Annotated in this window: 19 protein-coding genes and 1 pseudogene; 12 read left to right on the top strand and 8 right to left on the bottom strand. The window is 65.9% G+C overall.

The annotated features are described in order from the left end of the window. Positions 1 to 3 precede the first annotated feature (3 nt). From CBI38_RS08640 to CBI38_RS08620, 5 genes and pseudogenes are all read left to right on the top strand, one after another. Positions 4 to 498: pseudogene (locus CBI38_RS08640) on the top strand (steroid 3-ketoacyl-CoA thiolase); the annotation flags it as partial. 148 nt (positions 499 to 646) lie between these two features. Beyond that, positions 647 to 1,408, top strand: a complete 762-nt coding sequence (locus CBI38_RS08635) for an SDR family NAD(P)-dependent oxidoreductase (protein WP_109328090.1) — start codon at positions 647 to 649, stop codon at positions 1,406 to 1,408. Between the two features lie 226 nt (positions 1,409 to 1,634). Continuing rightward, positions 1,635 to 2,423 (top strand): amino acid ABC transporter substrate-binding protein, encoded by a 789-nt coding sequence (locus CBI38_RS08630; protein ID WP_109328088.1) that lies wholly within the window; start codon positions 1,635 to 1,637, stop codon positions 2,421 to 2,423. Between the two features lie 25 nt (positions 2,424 to 2,448). Next, a complete protein-coding gene (locus CBI38_RS08625) occupies positions 2,449 to 3,117 on the top strand; it encodes an amino acid ABC transporter permease (RefSeq protein ID WP_109328087.1) in 669 nt (222 codons plus the stop codon). Continuing rightward, entirely contained in the window at positions 3,114 to 3,878 is a 765-nt protein-coding gene (locus tag CBI38_RS08620) for an amino acid ABC transporter ATP-binding protein (protein WP_109328085.1), read from the top strand. Before CBI38_RS08625 ends, CBI38_RS08620 begins: the two co-directional genes overlap by 4 nt. 3 nt (positions 3,879 to 3,881) lie before the next feature. Here CBI38_RS08620 and CBI38_RS08615 read toward each other — a convergent pair whose 3' ends face one another. From CBI38_RS08615 to CBI38_RS08600, 4 genes are all read right to left on the bottom strand, one after another. Beyond that, positions 3,882 to 4,376 (bottom strand): GNAT family N-acetyltransferase, encoded by a 495-nt coding sequence (locus CBI38_RS08615; RefSeq protein ID WP_109328083.1) that lies wholly within the window; start codon positions 4,374 to 4,376, stop codon positions 3,882 to 3,884. Positions 4,377 to 4,480: 104 nt separating this feature from the next. Continuing rightward, a complete protein-coding gene (locus tag CBI38_RS08610) occupies positions 4,481 to 5,329 on the bottom strand; it encodes a patatin-like phospholipase family protein (RefSeq protein WP_109328081.1) in 849 nt (282 codons plus the stop codon). Between the two features lie 17 nt (positions 5,330 to 5,346). Further along, positions 5,347 to 7,146 (bottom strand): AMP-dependent synthetase/ligase, encoded by a 1,800-nt coding sequence (locus tag CBI38_RS08605; protein ID WP_109328079.1) that lies wholly within the window; start codon positions 7,144 to 7,146, stop codon positions 5,347 to 5,349. Next, positions 7,139 to 7,681 carry a MarR family winged helix-turn-helix transcriptional regulator gene (locus CBI38_RS08600; RefSeq protein ID WP_109328077.1) on the bottom strand — a complete coding sequence of 181 codons (543 nt, stop codon included), beginning with the start codon at positions 7,679 to 7,681 and terminating at the stop codon, positions 7,139 to 7,141. The genes CBI38_RS08605 and CBI38_RS08600 overlap by 8 nt, the downstream gene beginning before the upstream one ends. A gap of 270 nt (positions 7,682 to 7,951) precedes the next feature. Here CBI38_RS08600 and CBI38_RS08595 point away from each other — a divergent pair, with 270 nt between their 5' ends. From CBI38_RS08595 to CBI38_RS08565, 7 genes are all read left to right on the top strand, one after another. Then, the gene (locus tag CBI38_RS08595; protein ID WP_109328075.1) at positions 7,952 to 8,455 is read left to right on the top strand and encodes a GNAT family N-acetyltransferase; all 504 of its coding nucleotides are present in this window, start codon (positions 7,952 to 7,954) and stop codon (positions 8,453 to 8,455) included. A 74-nt stretch (positions 8,456 to 8,529) separates the two neighbouring features. Beyond that, positions 8,530 to 8,925: an antibiotic biosynthesis monooxygenase gene (locus CBI38_RS08590; RefSeq protein WP_109328073.1), complete on the top strand. Its 396-nt coding sequence runs from the start codon at positions 8,530 to 8,532 to the stop codon at positions 8,923 to 8,925. 61 nt (positions 8,926 to 8,986) lie between these two features. After that, a complete protein-coding gene (locus tag CBI38_RS08585; protein ID WP_109334945.1) occupies positions 8,987 to 10,327 on the top strand; it encodes an SWIM zinc finger family protein in 1,341 nt (446 codons plus the stop codon). Then, complete coding sequence (locus tag CBI38_RS08580) at positions 10,324 to 11,799, top strand: DUF5691 domain-containing protein (protein WP_109328071.1); 1,476 nt, start codon at positions 10,324 to 10,326, stop codon at positions 11,797 to 11,799. The genes CBI38_RS08585 and CBI38_RS08580 overlap by 4 nt, the downstream gene beginning before the upstream one ends. Then, positions 11,796 to 12,899 (top strand): ATP-binding protein, encoded by a 1,104-nt coding sequence (locus CBI38_RS08575; protein WP_109328069.1) that lies wholly within the window; start codon positions 11,796 to 11,798, stop codon positions 12,897 to 12,899. The genes CBI38_RS08580 and CBI38_RS08575 overlap by 4 nt, the downstream gene beginning before the upstream one ends. Continuing rightward, a complete protein-coding gene (locus tag CBI38_RS08570) occupies positions 12,896 to 15,064 on the top strand; it encodes a DUF5682 family protein (RefSeq protein ID WP_204164892.1) in 2,169 nt (722 codons plus the stop codon). The genes CBI38_RS08575 and CBI38_RS08570 overlap by 4 nt, the downstream gene beginning before the upstream one ends. Further along, on the top strand, positions 15,061 to 16,221 hold the full coding sequence (locus tag CBI38_RS08565) for a VWA domain-containing protein (RefSeq protein ID WP_109328065.1): 1,161 nt from the start codon (positions 15,061 to 15,063) through the stop codon (positions 16,219 to 16,221). The genes CBI38_RS08570 and CBI38_RS08565 overlap by 4 nt, the downstream gene beginning before the upstream one ends. Before the next feature lie 7 nt (positions 16,222 to 16,228). Here the strand turns inward: CBI38_RS08565 and CBI38_RS08560 are convergent, their stop codons facing one another. The 4 genes from CBI38_RS08560 to CBI38_RS08545 all read right to left on the bottom strand — a co-directional run bounded on the left by CBI38_RS08560 (position 16,229) and on the right by CBI38_RS08545 (position 19,496). Then, the gene (locus tag CBI38_RS08560) at positions 16,229 to 16,432 is read right to left on the bottom strand and encodes a hypothetical protein (protein ID WP_109328063.1); all 204 of its coding nucleotides are present in this window, start codon (positions 16,430 to 16,432) and stop codon (positions 16,229 to 16,231) included. A 189-nt stretch (positions 16,433 to 16,621) separates the two neighbouring features. After that, positions 16,622 to 17,749, bottom strand: coding sequence for an acyl-CoA dehydrogenase family protein (locus tag CBI38_RS08555; RefSeq protein ID WP_109328061.1), 1,128 nt, complete (start codon positions 17,747 to 17,749; stop codon positions 16,622 to 16,624). A 10-nt stretch (positions 17,750 to 17,759) separates the two neighbouring features. Further along, positions 17,760 to 18,935: an acyl-CoA dehydrogenase family protein gene (locus CBI38_RS08550; RefSeq protein WP_109328059.1), complete on the bottom strand. Its 1,176-nt coding sequence runs from the start codon at positions 18,933 to 18,935 to the stop codon at positions 17,760 to 17,762. A 117-nt stretch (positions 18,936 to 19,052) separates the two neighbouring features. Then, the gene (locus CBI38_RS08545) at positions 19,053 to 19,496 is read right to left on the bottom strand and encodes a hypothetical protein (RefSeq protein ID WP_109328057.1); all 444 of its coding nucleotides are present in this window, start codon (positions 19,494 to 19,496) and stop codon (positions 19,053 to 19,055) included. Positions 19,497 to 19,507: the final 11 nt, after the last annotated feature.

The following is a 19,507-nucleotide window of genomic DNA, read 5'->3' as shown; positions in this document are numbered from 1 at the left end:
AACCAGTACGCGGCCCGGTTCCCCGAGGCGCAGTGGCACATCACCCCGGGTAACTCGTCCCCGCTGACCGACGGTGCGTCCGGTGCACTGATCATGAGTAAGGAGATGGCCGCCAAGCTGGGCCTGACTCCGCGGGCGCGGTTCCATTCGTTCTCCGTTGCGGGCGACGACCCGGTGTTCATGCTCACCGCCCCGATCCCGGCGACGAAGAAGATCCTCGCGAAGTCGGGTCTGAGCATCGACGACATCGACGCCTACGAGGTCAACGAGGCCTTCGCGCCGGTGCCGCTGGCGTGGGCGCACGAGTTCGGTGCCGACCCGGCCAAGCTGAACCCGCGCGGCGGTGCGATCGCCCTCGGTCACGCGCTCGGCTCCTCGGGTACCCGCCTGCTCGGCACGCTGGTCAACCAGCTCGAGGCCACCGGCGGACGCTACGGCCTGCAGACGATGTGCGAGGGCGCGGGCATGGCCAACGCCACCATCATCGAACGCCTCTGATCCCGACGCCCAGCGGTGTTTCCACCGGCGGCCGAGACCCTCGATCCAGAAGACAGGCAGCGGCACTGGTCGTCCAATTCTTCGTCATACATGGCCACAACTATTCACGGTCGGCAATGCATCAGTTGTCCAGAACAGAGGAGAACCAATGAACATCACCGAAGCCGTTGCCGTCGTCACCGGTGGAGCATCCGGCCTCGGCAATGCCACCGCCCGCACCTTGCACGAGCGTGGAGCACACGTCGTACTGCTGGATCTGTCATCCTCCGGAGGAGACGTCGCTGCGAAAGAGATAGGCAAGCGCGCCTACTTCGTGGCCGCCGACGTCACCTCGTCTGGTGACGTCCTGTCGGCGATCGACTTCGCCGCATCCCTCGGTGATTTGCGGGTGGTAGTCAATTGCGCTGGCGTGGGAACACCAGGCAAGGTTCTCGGAAAGAGCGGACCCCTTCCGCTCGCAGATTTTGAGCGGGTAATTCGCGTCAACTTGATCGGAACTTTCAACGTGCTTCGACTTGCAGCCGAGTGGATTGCGCAGACCGAGCCGGTGGACGGCGAGCGTGGCGTCATCATCGACACCGCATCCGTAGCAGCATTCGACGGTCAGATCGGTCAGCCGGCGTACGCGGCATCGAAAGGTGGAGTCGCGGCAATGACCTTACCGATTGCCCGCGAACTTGCGCGCCATCTCATCCGAGTAGTCACCATTGCACCCGGAATCTTCGAAACGCCGATGCTGGCCGGACTTCCCGAGGATGCGCAAACCTCACTCGGCAAGCAAGTTCCACACCCATCTCGCCTCGGCCGAGCCACCGAGTACGCGGCTCTCGCGGCTCATATCATCGACAACGCCATGCTCAACGGTGAAACCATCCGCCTCGATGGGGCCATCCGCATGGCACCGAAGTAGACAGCGGCTCTATCGCTTGAGCGGCGTAGTCGGACTTCGAGGTCAACGTGATAACTGGCTGCCGACGGCCGGACCGCCGTGAGGAAATCGGCGACTTCGGGGCCGGCGTCTGCAACGACACCTGCCACGCCCGGGCCGGCGGTGAAGACCTCGAAGCCCGGAAGATCCTCTCCGAACCGCACTCGACCAGTACGGTGAGCTGATCCGCCGAACGAGGAGGAACACCGTGCGACGCACACTTCCGGCCATCCTGATCGCCGCTGTCACCGCCCTGTCCCTGGCAGGATGCAGCAATTCCGACTCCGGCCCGGTCATCGACCAGGTGCGCGAGGCGGGCGTCCTCAAGGTAGGCACCGAGGGCACCTACACGCCGTTCAGCTATCAGGGCCCCGACGGTCAGCTCACCGGCTACGACGTCGAGGTCATCCGCGCCGTCGGTGACAAACTCGGTGTGTCCGTCGAGTTCACCCAGACCCCGTGGGACTCCATCTTCGCCGGCCTCGAGGCGAAGCGATACGACCTGGTCGCCAACCAGGTCACCGTGAACGACGAGCGCACCCAGAAGTACGACCTGTCGACGCCCTACACGGTGTCGGAGGGTGTGATCGTGACCCGCGCCGACGACAACTCGATTACCGGACTCGACGATCTGAACGGAAAGACTGCAGCGCAGTCCGCGACCAGCAACTGGGCTCAGGTCGCAAGGGACGCCGGGGCAAATGTCGAGTCCGTGGAGGGCTTCGTGCAGGCGATCACACTTCTGAAGGACGGACGAGTGGACGCCACCGTCAACGACAACCTCGCCGTCGCGGAGTATCAGAAGCAGACTAATGACGCGGGCGTGAAGATCGCGGCCGAGACCGGCGACACGAGCGAACAGGCCTTCGCTGCCCGGAAGGACAGCGGCCTGATGCCCGACATCGACAAGGCGCTCGCCGAACTGCGCGCCGACGGCACACTCGCGAAGATCTCGGACAAGTACTTCGGCACCGACGTGTCCGCGCCGAGTAACTGAACCGGCACGCACGAGGAGCGCCGGAGTGGACGACGCAACGATCCAACTGATCCTGGACAACCTGTGGCCGATGCTGAAGGCCACACTCACCATGACGATTCCGCTGACTATCGTCAGCTTCACCATCGGATTGGTCATTGCCCTGCTCGTCGCGCTGGCCAGAATCTCCTCGATCACACCGTTGTCGATCGCGGCCCGCTTCTACATCTCGATCATCCGGGGCACACCGTTGCTGGTGCAGCTGTTCATCGTCTTCTACGCGTTGCCGCAATTCGGAGTGACGCTCGAACCGTTCCCGGCGGCGGTGATTGCGTTCAGCCTCAACGTCGGGGGTTACGCCGCGGAAGTCATTCGTTCGGCGATCCTGTCCATCCCGAAAGGTCAGTGGGAAGCCGCCCAGACCATCGGCATGGGATACACCACGACGTTGCAGCGGATCGTGCTCCCCCAGGCCGCCCGTGTGGCCGTTCCGCCGCTGTCCAACACGCTCATCTCGCTGGTCAAGGACACCTCCCTGGCCTCGACGATCCTCGTCACCGAACTGCTGCGCGTCGCGCAACTCGCCGCCGCACCCACGTTCGACTTCTTCGCCCTGTACGGTGTCGCGGCGCTGTACTACTGGGCGATCTGCATCGTCCTCTCGGCCGTTCAGGGCCGACTCGAGGCCCGACTCGACAGGTATGTGGCCAGATGACCGACACCCGCACCCCACTGCTCCAGGTTTCCGGCGTCGAGAAATCGTTCGGTGAACATCGCGTGCTGCGCGACATCAGCTTCGAGGTCCTGCCCGGCACCGTGACCGTGATCATCGGCCCGTCCGGTTCGGGAAAGACCACGGTGTTGCGAACACTCAATGCGCTGGACCGCGCGGACGCCGGCGTGATCTCAATCGGTGAAGTGTCGGTCGACTTCGCTGCCCAGATGGACCGGTCCACCCTGGCTCGGTTCCGGGCACAGAGCGGCATGGTGTTCCAGGCCCACAACCTGTTTCCGCACAAGACGGTGCTTCAGAACGTCACCGAGGGTCCGGTGGTCGTCCAGAAGCGGCCGAGAGAGGAAGCGCGTGCCGACGCCCTGGCACTGCTCACCCAGGTGGGGCTGGAGGACAAGGCGAATCAGTACCCATACCAACTCTCGGGCGGCCAGCAGCAGCGCGTCGGAATCGCCCGAGCACTCGCACTGAAGCCCAAACTGATGTTGTTCGACGAACCGACGTCCGCACTCGACCCCGAACTCGTCGGCGAGGTCCTCCGCGTGATCCGCGATCTCGCGACCGAGGGCTGGACCATGGTGATCGTGACTCACGAAATCCGGTTCGCGCAGCAGGTGGCCGATCAGGTGCTGTTCATCGACGGCGGCGTCGTCCTCGAACGCGGTACGGCGAAGGACCTACTGACGAACCCGACCGGGCCGCGGCTACGGCAATTCCTGCACCGCATCCTCGATCCGCTCTGAACGTCAGCGAACGGCCTTCTCCAACAGCACGACGCTGGGCCATTCGACCTCGAAGTCCCGGCGGCCCACCAGGAAGAAACCCTGCTCCTCGTAGTACGTGCGCAGTCGCCTGTTGGTTTCCACGCACTCGAGCCGGACGACGGACACGGCCTCGCTCCGGGCGTGCTCGTCCACCCACCGCAACAGTTGCGCCCCCAACCCCGGGCTCGCATGGCGGCGATCCGTCATCACCCGCGCGACGTAGGTAGCGGGAACCTCGTCGTCGACCCAGATGTCGGGATCGGCGCGCAGCACGCGCAGGGCGCCCGCCACGATTCCACCGGAGCGCGCGACGCGCCATTCTCCGGCCTCGATCTGCTCACGCACATCGGCGAGCGACACATCACCGCGGCTCGGCGGGTCGATCTGCTGCTCGGCAAGCCAATCCTCTGCGTCCCAGTGCATCTGGACGATGTCTTCCGCCTGATCCAGCACTGCCCGCTCCACCGTGACCGCCATGCACTCACAGTAGCGACCCCACGGGGAAATCAAATCACCGCTGCGCCCGTGTCGATCTGCGGTAATGTGACCGGGATTACAGTGTCCGCGTAGCCGCTGAAGCTCTATCTGTGCATGTGTGGCAGAAGCAGGTCTGCCTGCCCGACCTCGACGGGGGCCTCGTCGAGCCACTGCGCAGTCTGCTCCTGGGCCCGCCGTATCAACTCGTCCGCGTCGCCGAAATCTGCGGGGCTGGTGTCCAGTGGACAGAGGGGTGGCACGACCTTGATGTCGGCAGCGCCCTCATAACGTTCGATGTCGAGCGCAAGGCGTTGATTGATCGCGAGCGTCACCCCGAGCAGAGCCATCCCGAGTGCGCTGCGGGGAACCTCGGACAGCGTGCAGGAATATCCGGTGGGCAGTACCCACACCGTCGTGGCACCGAGTTCGATGGCGTGCGAGATCGGGGTGTTGTTGACCACGCCACCGTCCATCAGCGCGCGACCCTCGACGACTACCGGCGGGAGAATCCCCGGAATGGCAGCGCTGGCAAGGACGGCATCGACGGCGGGACCGCTCGACAGCCGAACGTCCTTGCCGGTCAACACGTCGGCGGCGATCACGTGGAGCGGGATCGGAGCGTCCTCCATCCGCCCGAAGCGTAAGTGCTTTTCGAGGATCCGCCGGATTCCCCGGTTGGAGACCAGATGATTGTCGATCCCGACGAAACCCACGAAGCCGGTGAACAGGCCGGTCGGGAACACCGAGCTCCGCTTCAGCCCGCGCCACAGATCGGCCAGTTCCCGTAGATCCGATTCCGAGGACCCGGCCGCCAGCCAAGCGCCGTTGAGCGCTCCCACAGAAGTTCCGACGATGAGATCGGGGCGAATTCCCCTGCCTATGAGCGTTTGCAGCATTCCGACCTCGATGGCTCCGAGACTCGCCCCACCGGACAGAACGAAAGCGGTCGTCATGTCGCCACGGTAACCGGTCAGGTCCGGCGATACAGCGCATCGATATCGGCGGCGAAGCGTTCGGCCACAACTGGACGCTTGATCTTCAAGGTGGCCGTCAATTCCCCGTCCGCCTCGGTGAGGTCGCGGTCGAGGATGACGAACCGTTTGATCGACTCGGTGTGGGAGACGGTGGTATTCGCGTCGTCGACGGCATCCTGCAGCTCCGCGCGCAATTCTTCGTCTTCGCGCAGATCGGCGACCGATGCGTCGGCAGGTCGCCCGTGGGCTGCCTTCCACTTGTCGAATTCCTGAGGATCGACGGTGAGCAGCGCACCGATGAACGGGCGACCGTCACCCACGACCACGGCCTGCGAAACTAGTGTGTGCGAGCGCAGCCGATCCTCGAGGGGCCCCGGTGACACGTTCTTGCCCCCTGCGGTGATCAGAAGGTCCTTCTTGCGTCCGGTGACGGTGAGATAGCCTTCGTCGTCGAGGTGGCCCAGATCGCCGGTGCGGAACCAGCCGTCGTGCAGCGCCTCCCGAGTGGCGTGCTCGTTGCGCCAGTAGCCGCCGAAGACGACGTCACCGCACAATTCGATCTCACCATCCTCGGCGATGCGTACACCGTGTCCGCCGAGCGGCCGGCCCACCGTTCCGATCTTCTGCGCCCCGGGGACGTTCACGCAATGCGCGGCAGTGGATTCGGTGAGTCCATACCCCTCGTACACGGGTACGCCCATCCCACGAAAGAAGTGCCCAAGGCTCGGCATGAGCGCTCCGCCTCCCGAGATCGCCCACCAGCAGTCGCCACCCAAGGCTGCCCGCAGCCTGGCGTAGACCAACTTATCGGCGACGGCGCGGCGCAGCGCGAGCAACGGTCCCGGCCCACCGTTGTCCTGGGCCCGGCTGTACTCGACGGCCGTCGTCTCGGCGAAGTCGAAGATCCGCTTCTGCAGGCCACCACCGGATGCCGCCTTACGGGCGGCACCGTCGCGCACCTTCTCGAAAACCCGCGGAACACCGAGGATCGTGTGCGGGCGAAAACGTTCGAATTCTCCCGTGACCGTCCCGAAATCGGACCAGTGTGCCTGGGTGGCCCCGGCCTCGAACATTGCCAGGGACACCGCCCGGGCGAGGACGTGTGCCAGGGGGAGGAAGGTGAGGACGCGGTTGCCGGGACGCGCCACGTCCCCGATCGGCGCAGCGAGGAGGGCCCGCACCTCCGACAAGAAATTGCGGTGCGTGAGAATGCACCCCTTGGGTCTTCCGGTGGTCCCGGAGGTATAGACCAGCGACGCGAGATCGCCGGCGGTCAGCGCGACGACTCGCTTGAACACCTCGGAGTCGTCAACCGAGCGTCCGTCCTTGATGAGGGTGCCCACCGCATCCTCGTCGATGGTGAAGATGTGCTTCAACGTGTACGGGATGCCGTCGCCCTCGAAGCTCGACGCATGAGCCGGCGTCTCCACCACGGCGGCCACCGCCCCCGAGTCCGCGATGATCCACCGGATCTGATCGGGCGACGAGGAGTCGTAGACCGGAACCGAGGCCGCACCGGTCGCCCAGATGGCGTAGTCGAGCAAGGACCACTCGAACCGAGTGGACGACAGCAGTGCTACCCGGTCGCCCGGTCGGACACCATGGGCGATGAGGCCCTTCGCGACCCCGGTGACGAGTGCGGCGAAATCCTTGGCCGTCACGTCGACCCAGCCATTGGCCTCCGGCCGGGCGTACATCACCCGGTCGGGCGTGCTCTCCGCATGCGCGAACACCGTCAAGACCGCGTTCTCGTGCTCGGAGACGCTGAAGGTCGGCGGGCTCGTGAACTCACGCACGGGTGTCGTCTCCGTTGCTCTCGAAGCTCGAGGGGCGCCGCGAAGGGTCGTCGCCGCCATGGCGGAATCGGCGCAGATGATCGGCGAACGCGGCGATGTCACGGTCCGACCAGGACGCCATCCTGTCGCGCACTTCCTCTACCCGTCGGGCATCCGCACCCGCAAGCACGGCGACACCGGCGTCGGTGAGGGTCAGCGGATGGCCGCTGCGAAGCGGTCCGGCCTCGGCCCGCACCCACCCCTCGTCGATGCAGACACGCAGCTGGCGCGACACCGTGGAGCGGTGCACTCCGAAGGACTCGGAGATCTGGGTGGCCCGGCACCCGGGATTGCGGGCGATGTACGAAAGCAGCGAATGCTGAGCGAATGTCGGCGAACCCGCCGGAGGTCCGTCGCCGGCGACGAGCTGGCGGACGAGCCGGACGAGTTCGTCATGGACAGCCACGACGCCCGATGCGGACGACTCACCCGATTCGACCTCGTTGTGTTGCACACTGCAACTATATCGAGACTCCCGCGCCTCGGCCACTCGCACCCACTTCCCTCGCCGCTCCTCGACCCGCCGCGGCGGCCGACACACTCACGCGTGGTGCTCATACTGCTATCCCCGACCCGGAAAAACTCGAAAGCGGGAAACCCTCGACAGTCACAATTGGAGAACGCTTCGCCCTGTGCAGACTCCCAGTGTTGCGACGGTATCTGCCCGCCATCGCTTGCACGGGCTCCGGGTCCAGCTATCGGCCAGCAGCAAACCGCCGCATAAATTCGTTGCGACGGACAGAATTCTCGCGGCAGGCTGTCGAACATGCTCATACGACGGGAAACTGCCCACGACGTCAACGCGATCGCCGAGGTCCATCGCCAGGCCTTCGACGGCGACGCCCCCGTCGAGGTCAACCTCGTCGAGCGACTCCGGTCGAGCCAGGCGTGGATTCCGCCGCTGTCCTTCGTCGCCGAGTGGCACGAGTCGGTAATCGGACATGTGTGCCTGACCCGGGCCACCGTTGCTTCGACGCCGGTGCTGGCATTGGGCCCCATCGGTGTGCTGCCGGGCCACCAGCGCGGTGGGGTCGGTTCGGCGCTCATGCATGCCGCCCTCGGCGCCGCTGATTCCCGTGACGAACCGCTGGTAGCACTGCTGGGCCACCTCGAGTACTACCCCCGGTTCGGGTTCGTCGCCGGATCCTCCCTCGGGATCGAACCGGACGAGCCTTCCTGGTCGTCCCATTTCCAGGTTCGCCGTCTCACTACCTGGGACTCCGCCCTGTCGGGAATGTTCCGGTACGCCGCGCCGTTCTATCAACTCTGAGGCGAGTGGACAGTGTGCAGCCCCCGAGCCGCTGGTAGTTTGCCAATAGACAAGCAGGATCCGAGGTAACGACAGTGACGAACGCCGCCGACAGCGTCCGAACGGGCGACGTCGTCGACACGTCCGTGACGACGACCATCGTCCGGCGGGTCAGCCAGGGGTGCGAAGAAGAGTTCGCCGATTGGATTCAGGTCGGCCTCGGTCTGGCACGCCTCTTCCCCGGTTTCCTCGGCGGCGGATGGCTCAAGGAGAGCAGCACGTCCGCTGTGTGCGTCATCGTCCTCAAGTTCGAGACGCAGGCGGCCTTGGACAATTGGCTGACGTCTTCGCTGCGGAACGGATGGTTGCGGACCGGCGAGAACATCGCCGTCGAAGATTCCACCGACCGGATATCGAGCATCGCGGGATTGTTCGACCCACCCCGGCCCGCGGACCGGTTACCCGACTCCGGTACGCCCACACCCACCTAGACCGTGCCTGTGAGCGCACCCTCCTCCCTGCATGTCGGACTACTCGCCTACGGTGACTGACGTGACGTCGCCTTGGTCGGAGGGACAGGTCGCATCGGTCGCGACCGATGCCGGCTCTCTCGCTGCCGCACGCACGCTCTCGGCGTCGTGGTCGGATACCGGCCACACCGGCACCGCACTGTGGGGACTGTGCCAGGGTAGCGGCAGGAGCCCATACCGCACCGTGGTCGATCTCGACGGGCCCGCCTTCTCGTGTTCGTGTCCGAGCCGGAAATTCCCCTGCAAGCATGCGCTCGGGCTACTCCTTCTCTGGTCGCAGGGGCAGGTCCCGGACGCGGCTGACTTCCCGCCGTTTGCGCGCGAATGGCTGGGACGACGGGCCACGCGGGCAAGCGAGCCCGGTCCGCCTGCTCCCCCGTCGACCGCCCAGGGGAAGTCTGCCGAACGTCGAGCCGATCGGGTGGCCGCGGGCCTCGACGAACTCGATCTGTGGCTCACCGATCAGATCCGCAGTGGGCTGGGATCCACAGACACGTCACCCGCCGCATTCGATGCCGTTGCGGCCCGAATGGTCGACGCACAGGCTCCCGGCGTCGCATCGGCGCTGCGTCGGCTCGCCTTCACTGTCGCGTTGCGCCCCGACTGGCCGGCGAGATTGCTTGCCGAGTACGCCAAGCTGCATCTACTCGTGGTCGCGCATCGTCGTCTCCCCGAACTGCCGGAGCCGTTGCGGGCGACGGTCCGCGCCCACGTGGGATACCCGGTCTCCACCGACAAGGTGCGTGGTGAACCGGCTGTGCGTGATCGGTGGATGGTGCTGGGCTCCCAGACCACCGAAGAGAAACGGCTTTTCACCCGCAAGGTGTGGTTACTCGGCCGGGATCACGGCCGTTGGGCACTCTTGCTCGATTTCGCCCACGGCACACCGAATTTCGCGAACGCCGTTCCGCCGCTCGGTTCCCTCGTCGACGCAGATCTGCACTTCTATCCCGGCGCCGCGCCGTTGCGCGCGCAGTGGGACGCCGGCCACGGTGCGGCAGAACCGTTCACGACGCTTCCCGCGGGAGGCATCGACCCAGCCCTCGACGCCTTCGCCCACGTCATCGGCGCCGACCCGTGGGTTCGTTCGTGGCCCGTGTTGCTGGGCGGTGTCACGCCGACGGTCACGGACGAGGGATGGCTGCTGGTCGACGCCGAAGGGCGAGCGTTGCCGGTCACCGGTGACGAGAGAAATTTGTGGACACTGCTCGGCATCTCCGGCGGCCACCCGGTCACCGTGTGCGGTGACTGGAACAGCGAGGCACTGACTCCGGTGTCCGTGTTCGACCGCGGTGTCGTCCACTCGCTCGTATCCGCAACGGCACCGTCCGTCTCGACCCGCACGGCAGGCAGACGACGATGAGCGAACTTCTGTCGACGGCCCTCCTGGGTACGGCCCGGTCCACTCCCGCACTGCAGGACCTCGCCACGGGGCAACTGGCGCAATCGATTACTGGCGATCCTGCCGAAGTACTGCTGGGTGCGGCCGCTTTGGAAAACGCCCATCGAGCAGGCGGGGTCACTGCCTCCCTGCACGTCGCGCCTGCGCCCGCCGAGGAGGACGACCGAGTGCAACTGCCCCCGGCGGCGGCCGACCACCTGATGCAACTGCTCGCCGCCAAGTCGTGGACTCTGACGGAGTGGTTCGCCGTGGCCGTCGAGCGCGGGTACCGGGCGCCGGATCATCTCGTCGCCGACCTGATGTCCGCGGCACGGAGCAACGACACGCACCGGGAGAACATTCTCCGGCTCACCGGACCACGCGGACAGTGGCTGGCGGCCCAGAACCCGGAATGGTCGATGCTCCGGCGGACAGCCGATCGCCTCGAGGTGTGGCATCGCGGCTCCCATCCGGAACGTCTGCAGTGGCTCACGGCGATGCGCTCGGTGAATCCGGCGGCCGCCACGGCGGAAGTGCAACGTACGTGGGATACCGAACGCGGTGAGCACCGGGCCGCGTTCATCGCAGCATTGGCCACCGGACTCGGCGACGCAGACGCCGCCCTCCTCGAGCACGCACTCGACGACCGACGCAAAGATGTTCGCCAGCATGCAGTCCAGTTGCTGCGCCAACTTCCCCGCTCGGCGTACGCGCAGCGGATGGCTGCCCGCGCCCGCGCGTGGGTGCGGGTGGAGAAGAAGCCTCTCCGCACCCGCCTGGTGGTGAACATGCCGGGTTCGCTCGACGATTCGGCGCGGCGTGACGGCATCGAAAACGTGCACTTCAAAAACAAGGGAATTCGGAGTTGGTGGCTGCGAATGGTGGTCACCGCAGCACCACTGTCGGCGTGGGACGACATGATCGGATCCGCATCCCAGGCCCTGGACATCCGCATCGAGGACCAATGGCGTGATGTGATGACCGAGGCCTGGGTCAACGCGACAGTGTTGCAACGCAACCCGCGATGGGCGTCCGCCTTCCTGCACAAACAGGGCAGGCAGACCGAGCGGCGCGTCGTCCCCCTCGTTCCCGCCGGTGAGCGGCTGGAGTACATACTCGCCGGCCACGCCGACTCCTACCTGCTGGGCGTGGACGGGGCGGCACTGTTCGACGATCTCCCGCACCCGTGGCCCCTCGAACTCGCGCAACGCATCATCGCCCGATTCGAGGACATCGCGGTGCGGCACGCCTCGACAGGCAAGGAGCTCGGACAATTGTCCCGGCACAGCCACTACTCGACGCTGCGCAGTGCCGAGACACACTTCCCGTTCAGCGCAGTTCCCCTGCTGCACGCGGCCGCCGAACGCACCCGCGACCACGGCTGGCAGCAGGCGTTCTCGACGGCCGCCGCCAACATCGAACACCGCCGAACGCTGCTGAAGGAGCTCGAGTGACCGAGATCGTGGCCGGCCAGGCCGAACTGCTGCGTCCCCATGCCGAACAGGACTACGCCGAAGAACTCGCGACCCTCGCCGCTCAGGACACCCGGCCGCGGCCGCCGTCCTGGAAGATGTCGCCGTGGGCCGTCGTCACGTACCTACTCGGGGGCGAACTCGAGGACGGCACCGTGATCACCCCCAAATACGTCGGCCCCCGCCGGTTGATGGAAGTCGCAGTCGCTACCCTGGCCACCGATCGGGCACTCCTGCTCCTCGGTGTCCCCGGCACAGCCAAGACGTGGGTGTCCGAACATCTTTCGGCCGCGATTTCCGGGACGTCGACGCTGCTGATCCAGGGAACTTCCGGAACCCCGGAGGAGGCCATCCGGTACGGATGGAATTACGCCCGGCTCCTGGCCGAAGGTCCCACCGCGGGAGCGCTCGTCCCCTCCCCGGTAATGACCGCGATGGAGAGCGGCCGGATCGTCCGAGTCGAAGAGCTCACCCGGATTCCGGCCGACGTGCAGGACGCGCTCATCACCGTGCTCTCGGAGAAAACCCTGCCGGTGCCCGAATTGGGCATCGAAATACAGGCAACCAAAGGTTTCAACCTGATAGCCACCGCCAACGACCGCGACCGCGGTGTGAACGACCTCTCCTCCGCACTCCGCAGGCGCTTCAACACGGTGGTCCTGCCGCTGCCCGCCAGCGAAGAGGACGAGGTCGCCATCGTCACTCGGCGCGTCGAACAACTGGGCGCCTCACTGGAACTGCCGAAAATCCCCGCGACGGTCGACGAGATCCGCCGAGTGGTCACCGTGTTCCGCGAATTACGCTCCGGCGCCACCTCGGACGGCCGTACCAAGCTGAAGTCGCCGTCCGGAACATTGTCGACCGCGGAGGCCATCTCCGTGGTGACCAACGGACTGGCGCTCGCCGCGCACTTCGGCAACGGCACGTTGGGGCCCTCTGATGTGGCCGCAGGCATCCTCGGATCCGTACTGAAGGATCCGGTGGCAGACAAGGTGGTGTGGACGGAGTATCTCGAAGCGGTTGTCCGTGAACGCGAGGACTGGTCGGACTTCTACCGAGCCTGCCGGGAGGTCACCGGGTGAGTTCCGATGTCCGTGTCTTCGGCATCCGCCATCACGGGCCCGGATCCGCACGGTCGGTGCGACGCGCACTCGAGGCGTTCACACCCGATGCAGTCCTGATCGAAGGGCCCGCGGACGCCGACCCGCTGATCGCACTGACGGCCGCCGATGCCATGGAACCGCCGGTGGCACTGCTGGCGTACGCCACCGGGGAACCGCGGACGGCTGCGTTCTGGCCTTTCGCAGTATTTTCCCCTGAGTGGCAGGCACTCTCGTGGTCCGCGGAGCACGGAGTCGACGTGCGGTTCTGTGATCTCCCGGCTGCTCACACGCTCGCCGCCGAATCCGCCGAATCCGATCGCACAGACCCGTTGGCCCAGCTCGCCGCGGCTGCCGGATACGACGACCCCGAACGCTGGTGGGACGCAGTAATCGAATCCGGCACCGGCGCAGACTCGTTCGACGCCATCACCGAAGCGATGTCCGTTCTGCGCAATGCCACCGACCTCGACGAGGAGACGAGAAGACGCGAGGCCTACATGCGCCAGACGTTGCGCAAGGCCATCAAGGGCGGTGCTCAGCGCGTGGCGGTGATCTGTGGTGCCTGGCATGCGCCGGCGCTCTCCGGGCCCCTCGGCCCCGCCACCGCCGATGCGCGAATCCTCAAGGGCCTGCCGAAGATCAAAACCTCACTGACATGGGTTCCGTGGACCCATTCGCGTCTGTCCACGGCCTCGGGGTACGGAGCCGGTATCACCTCACCGGGCTGGTATCACCACCTCTTCACCGCCGGCGACCGTACGATCCCACGTTGGCTCACCAAGGTGGCCCGCGTGCTGCGCGCCGAGGACCTTCCGGTGTCGAGCGCGCACGTCATCGAGGCGGTACGCCTGGCAGACACCCTGGCCGCCATGCGCTCACGTCCCCTGGCCGGCCTGTCCGAGGTCACCGAGGCAACCCGCGCCGTGATGTGCGACGGCAACGACGTCCTGCTCGACCTGATCACCCGGCGACTCGTGGTCGGTGAGGCACTCGGCGGCGTCCCGGACGACACACCCACCGTCCCGCTCGACGCCGACCTGCGTGCACGGGCAAAAACGCTCCGCCTCAAGCAACAGGCCACGGAGAAGACACTCGACCTCGATCTCCGCAAGGACATCGACGTCACGCGCTCCCGGTTACTCCACCGCCTGCAGCTACTGGGAGTCGGGTGGGGCGTTCCCGCGGACAGCGAGATCAACGCGACCGGGACGTTCCGCGAAACGTGGTCACTGACCTGGAAGCCGGAACTCGCCGTCGCCATCATCGAGGCATCACTCTGGGGAACGACAGTCGAGGCCGCAGCCACCGCCAAAGTACGGGCCGAAGCGTCGGCCGAGGACGTCTCCCTCGCCCAGCTCACCGCACTCCTCGAGCAGGCGCTGCTGTCGAATCTCACCGATGCGCTGCCCGAACTGCTCCGTGCGCTCGACACGGCCGCCGCCCTCGACCACGACGTGATGCATCTGATGGATGCGCTACCGTCCCTGACCCGGACCCTCCGCTACGGTGACGTCCGCGGCACCGACATCTCGTCCCTCGCCCGCGTCAACGACAGCCTCCTGGTGCGGATCTGCGCGGGACTGGGATCGGCGCTGTCGGGATTGGACGACGACAGCGCGATCGAGATGCGCCGGGCGATCGACGGAGTCCATGCCGCCGTGATGCTCCGCGACGAGGATCGCGCGTCGAAACGATGGCTGGGCGCTCTCGCCGGGCTCGTCGATCGCAGCGATGTGAACGGCCTGGTGATCGGCCGGATGGTCCGGCTGCTCCGCGACGCCGGCGCGATCAGCGAAACCGACTCCGCGACCAGGTTATCGCGGGCATTGTCTGTCGGCGCCACACCGTCCGCGAAGGCAGGATGGGTGGACGGCTTCCTCGGCGGCGGTGGCTTGCTTCTCGTCCACGATCGGGAACTGCTGCGCCTTCTCGACACCTGGGTATCGGGACTGGGTGAGCAGGACTTCGTAGACACGCTGCCGTTGCTGCGGCGAACATTCGGCGCTTTCGACACCGGGGAACGTCAGGCGATCGGCCAGTCCGTGCAGGGCGGAAACCGAAGCGAAGCTGCAGCTCCGATCGACCCGCGGCGAGCCGCGGTCGCGATCCGCACGGTGGCCGACATTCTGGGAGTGCCGTCGTGAGCGAAGACGCCGAGCGGTTACGACGGTGGCGGTTGCTGCTCGGTGACGCCGCCGAGGAGTCGACGGGGGGGCTGGGCTCCAAGTCGGATGCCGCGATGGACGGTGCGCTGTCCGCCCTCTACGACGCGAAACCCGAGGACACCAGTAGCCGTCGCCGCGGTGCCGGCCTGGGAAGCTCGGCGCCGAAGGTGGCGCGGTGGCTCGGCGACATCCGGACGTACTTCCCGAGCACCGTCGTCCAGGTGATGCAGAAGGACGCCGTCGACCGGCTCGGACTTACCGAGTTGCTGCTCGAACCCGAACTGCTCGACGCCGTCGAACCCGACGTCCACCTCGTCGGCACGCTGCTGAGCCTCAATCGGGTGATGCCCGAAACGAGCAAAGCCACCGCCCGCATGGTCGTCGACACAGTGGTCCGGCAGATCGAGGAACGCATCGCGCAGAAAACACGGACCGCGGTGACCGGCGCCATCAACCGGGCTGCGCGCACCACCAATCCGAAGCTCCGTGACGTCGATTGGAACCGCACCATCCGCGCCAACCTCGCCCACTATCTTCCTGAGTACAAGACCGTGGTGCCGGAACGGATGATCGGGTACGGACGTCGATCACCGACGGTGCACCGCGACGTTGTCCTCGCCATCGACCAGTCGGGGTCGATGGCGTCGAGCGTCGTCTACGCCTCCGTCTTCGGCGCCGTTCTCGCATCGATGCGCGCCTTGAAGACTTCGCTCGTCGTCTTCGACACTGCGGTCGTGGATCTGACAGACAAACTGTCCGATCCTGTGGACGTCCTGTTCGGCACGCAGCTCGGCGGCGGCACCGACATCAACAGGGCGATCGCCTACAGCCAGTCGCTGATCGACAGACCGACCGAATCGCTGTTCGTGCTCATCTCGGACCTGTACGAGGGCGGAATCCGCGGCGAGATGCTGCGGCGGATGTCTGCCATGAAGACGGCCGGGGTCCAGGTGATCGTGCTGCTGGCACTGTCCGACGACGGCGCCCCGTCGTTCGACCATGACAACGCGGCGGCCCTGGGTGTTCTCGGGATTCCCGCGTTCGCCTGCACACCGGACAAGTTCCCGGAATTGCTGGCGCTCGCACTGGAACGCGGCGACATTCGCAGGTGGGCAGACAGGCTCCAGACGGAGTGACGCGGGCCTAGCCCGCGGCCATCCGGCGGTCGCTGTGCAGTTCGGGGTGCGCGTCGGCGCGAATCCTGAGCAAGACAAGGCCGGAGACCGACGCGACGATCAGCGACGCGACCGTCCACTGAACGTGCAGCTCGGAAATCCCGACTCCCGCACCGACGAGTCCCACGAAAAGCAGGCTCCACATGATCGCTTTGACTGGACCGGACCCCATGGCAATACTCCTTCACCGAGATTACGAACGTCCCCCGTGAGTTCTGGTGTTGCGCGCAGAACGTTATCCGCGTCACACCACCACCACCCGCGCGACACGTCGGAAACGCCGTAATTCGATACCAAGCCGAGACCAACCCCTGTGAGTACTTATTAACCGCGGGCGGTTAACAAGTACTCACAGGTGCTCTTAGATGATGCTGATGGTCCCCTGGGTGGTCGCCGCCGCGAGGACACGAAGGTGGTCGTCGGAGCCGCCGAGGATGTGTTCGATGGCGGTGAGCCTGCTGACGTAGTGCCCGACCGGATACTCCGCAGTCATGCCGATGCCACCGTGCATTTGGATCGCTTCCTGCCCGATCTTGCGGGCCGAACGCCCGATCTGCAGCTTCGCACGAGAGGCGACCACCGGGTCGACGGTTCCGTCGGCCAGAGACATCGTCGCGTACAGGCTCATGCTGCGAGCCAGTTCCAGCAGCACATACATATCCGCCGCTCGATGTGTCAGGGTCTGGAATTTCGCGATCGGGACACCGAACTGCTTGCGGGTCTTCAGGTACTCGGTCGTCAACCGCAACGCTTCCTCCATCGCGCCAACCGCCTCCGCGCACAACGCCGCCTGCGCCCGGATCTGCGCGCCCTCGATCGCCGACGACGCATCGCCGCCCTCACCGAGCGGCTCCGCCGGAGTGTCCGACAGTTCGATCTGCGCGGCGCGCAGTCCGTCGTGAGTCGCGTAACCCGTGCGGGTAAGCCCGTGAGCGTCGGCGTCGACGAGGAACAGCCCGACCCCACCACCGGGGAGTGTCGCTGTGAGGACCAGCGTGTTCGCGCTTCCCCCGTGCAGGACGGGGTTCTTGATACCCGACACCGTCCAGGAGTCGCCGTCCTGCTTCGCGGTCGTGGACACTCGGGTGGAGGGCCACCGCACCCCCGGTTCCCGATCGGCGAACGCCAGCAACAGGTTGCCCTCCGACACCTCCGGCAGGATTCGGCGGCGCTGCTCCGTGCTGCCTACCGCAGCGATCAACCCGCCGGGAACGAGCACCGCGTCGAGGACGGGTTCAGGGGCGAGCCGGCGGCCGATTTCGGTCATCACCGACGCCACCTCGACTGGACCGGCGCCCATTCCGCCGTCATCCTCGGCGAAGCTCAAACCGAGCAGTCCCACCTCGGCGAGTTGCTTCCACACCTGCGGGCTCCACCCCTGCTCGGTGTCGGTGACGGCGTTACGCTTCTCCGCGTCGTAACTGCGGCCGAGTAGCTCGCGGGTGGTGTCGCGCAGCAGTTTCTGTTCGTCGGTCAGTTCGAAATCCATGACACACCCCTCACAATCCGAGGATCGAGGAGGCGATGATGCTGCGCTGCACTTCGCTCGATCCGCTGTAGATGGACACCTTGCGGTAGTTCAGATACGTCGGTGCCGTCCGCTGCGCCCAGAGCGGCGAGGCAATACCCTCACCGGCCGCGAAGGGCAGCGAGTCCGGTCCCGCGACATCGGTCAACAACTCGAGCGTGGCCTGTTGCAGCTCGGACCCCCGCAGCTTCAGTAGCGACGACGCCGGATTCGGCTTCCCGTCGGCCGAACTCGCCACCACCCGCAACTGCGTCAACTCCAATGCGATGATCTCGTTCTCGAGTTCCGCGACTCGCGCGGCGAACAGCGGATCCTCCAGCAAGGTGCCGTCCCCGACCGCAATCTCTGCGGCGCGTTTTTTTGCCTGCGCCACACGCACCTTGGAAAATCCGAGCCGGGTCACCCCGGTGCGCTCGTTGCCGAGGAGGAACTTCGCGTAACTCCAGCCCTGGTTCTCTTCGCCCACGAGATTCTCCGCCGGGACCCGAGCGTCCTCGAAGAACACCTCGTTGACTTCGTGGCCGCCGTCGATGAGTTTGATCGGGCGCACCGTCACCCCGGGCGTACTCAGGTCGACGAGGATGAACGAGATCCCGGCCTGCTTCTTGGGCGCATCCGGATTGGTGCGGGCGAGAACGAAGATCCAATCCGCGTGCTGCGCCAGCGTGGTCCACGTCTTCTGACCGTTGATCACATACTCGTCGCCGTCACGGACGGCGCGGGTCTTCAGCGACGCCAGGTCCGAGCCGGCCTCGGGCTCGGAGAACCCCTGGCACCACCAGATGTCGAGATTCGCGGTCGGCGGCAGGAACCTTTCCTTCTGCTCCTGTGAACCGAACGCCGCAATCACCGGGCCGACCATGCCGGTATTGAACGCGAGCGGCTCGGGCACCGACGCCAACTGCAACTCTTCCAACCAGATGTGCTTCTGCACCGGCGTCCAGTCCCGGCCGCCCCACTCCACCGGCCAATGTGGCGTCGCGAGCCCGTTTGCATTCAGGATCCGCTGCGACTCGACGAACCCCTCCCTCCCCACCTCTTCTCCGCGCGCATACCGCTCACGGATCTCCGCCGGAATCTGCGTGGTGAAGAACGTTCGCATCTCGTCACGGAACGCCAGCTCCTCGTCGGTCAAAGCCAGATTCATCGGGATTCCTTCGCACTCGAGGTCGGATTCATGTTCTGGATCCGACGTTACTCCCTCGTGCGGCTTCGCCGCCCGTGAGTACTTCTCAACCAGCCACGGTTAACAAGTACTCACGGGTCAGGCGGTGCGAAGGACGAGCAGATACGCGCCACCCGCAGCATCGATCTGCGACTCCACCCGTAGGTCCGGAGCCAACCGGGACAACCGGTCGAGCAGCCACTCCGACGCCTCTTCGGCATCCGACTTGCCCGGGCAGCGCGCCACCGCGACACGCCCGCCTTTGCGGCTCAACTGCTCGACCACGCCGATGATCGGTGCGGGATCGACGACGAACAACCGGTCCGGCCACGGCACGACCGGTTTGACCGCGCCTTTCTTCGTATTGCACGCGCGGTGCGCCAGGCGTTCGGTGCCGCCCTTCGCCTTCGCCTTCTTCGCGGTGACAACGCTGTCGATACTGGGTCCGCGCGGATCGTTGACCGACATGTCGGGATCTACCGGTTCATCACACAGCCAGCAGCGCCACGATGCGCGTTCGCCGACCTCTCGGAGGGTGCTCATGCGCGCACACG

The organism is Rhodococcus oxybenzonivorans, from assembly GCF_003130705.1.
GTDB classification, from domain to species: domain Bacteria; phylum Actinomycetota; class Actinomycetes; order Mycobacteriales; family Mycobacteriaceae; genus Rhodococcus_F; species Rhodococcus_F oxybenzonivorans.
The sequence above is the reverse complement of the archived record's forward strand: the minus strand, read 5'-3'. Positions and strand labels throughout refer to the sequence as shown.

Coding starts and splice junctions, on each gene's coding strand:
- CBI38_RS08635 (WP_109328090.1), top strand. CDS start 647: ATGAACATCACCGAAGCCGTTGCCGTCGTCACCGGTGGAGCATCCGGC.
- CBI38_RS08620 (WP_109328085.1), top strand. CDS start 3,114: ATGACCGACACCCGCACCCCACTGCTCCAGGTTTCCGGCGTCGAGAAA.
- CBI38_RS08615 (WP_109328083.1), bottom strand. CDS start 4,376: ATGGCGGTCACGGTGGAGCGGGCAGTGCTGGATCAGGCGGAAGACATC.
- CBI38_RS08610 (WP_109328081.1), bottom strand. CDS start 5,329: ATGACGACCGCTTTCGTTCTGTCCGGTGGGGCGAGTCTCGGAGCCATC.
- CBI38_RS08595 (WP_109328075.1), top strand. CDS start 7,952: ATGCTCATACGACGGGAAACTGCCCACGACGTCAACGCGATCGCCGAG.
- CBI38_RS08580 (WP_109328071.1), top strand. CDS start 10,324: ATGAGCGAACTTCTGTCGACGGCCCTCCTGGGTACGGCCCGGTCCACT.
- CBI38_RS08560 (WP_109328063.1), bottom strand. CDS start 16,432: ATGGGGTCCGGTCCAGTCAAAGCGATCATGTGGAGCCTGCTTTTCGTG.
- CBI38_RS08555 (WP_109328061.1), bottom strand. CDS start 17,749: ATGGATTTCGAACTGACCGACGAACAGAAACTGCTGCGCGACACCACC.
- CBI38_RS08550 (WP_109328059.1), bottom strand. CDS start 18,935: ATGAATCTGGCTTTGACCGACGAGGAGCTGGCGTTCCGTGACGAGATG.
- CBI38_RS08545 (WP_109328057.1), bottom strand. CDS start 19,496: ATGAGCACCCTCCGAGAGGTCGGCGAACGCGCATCGTGGCGCTGCTGG.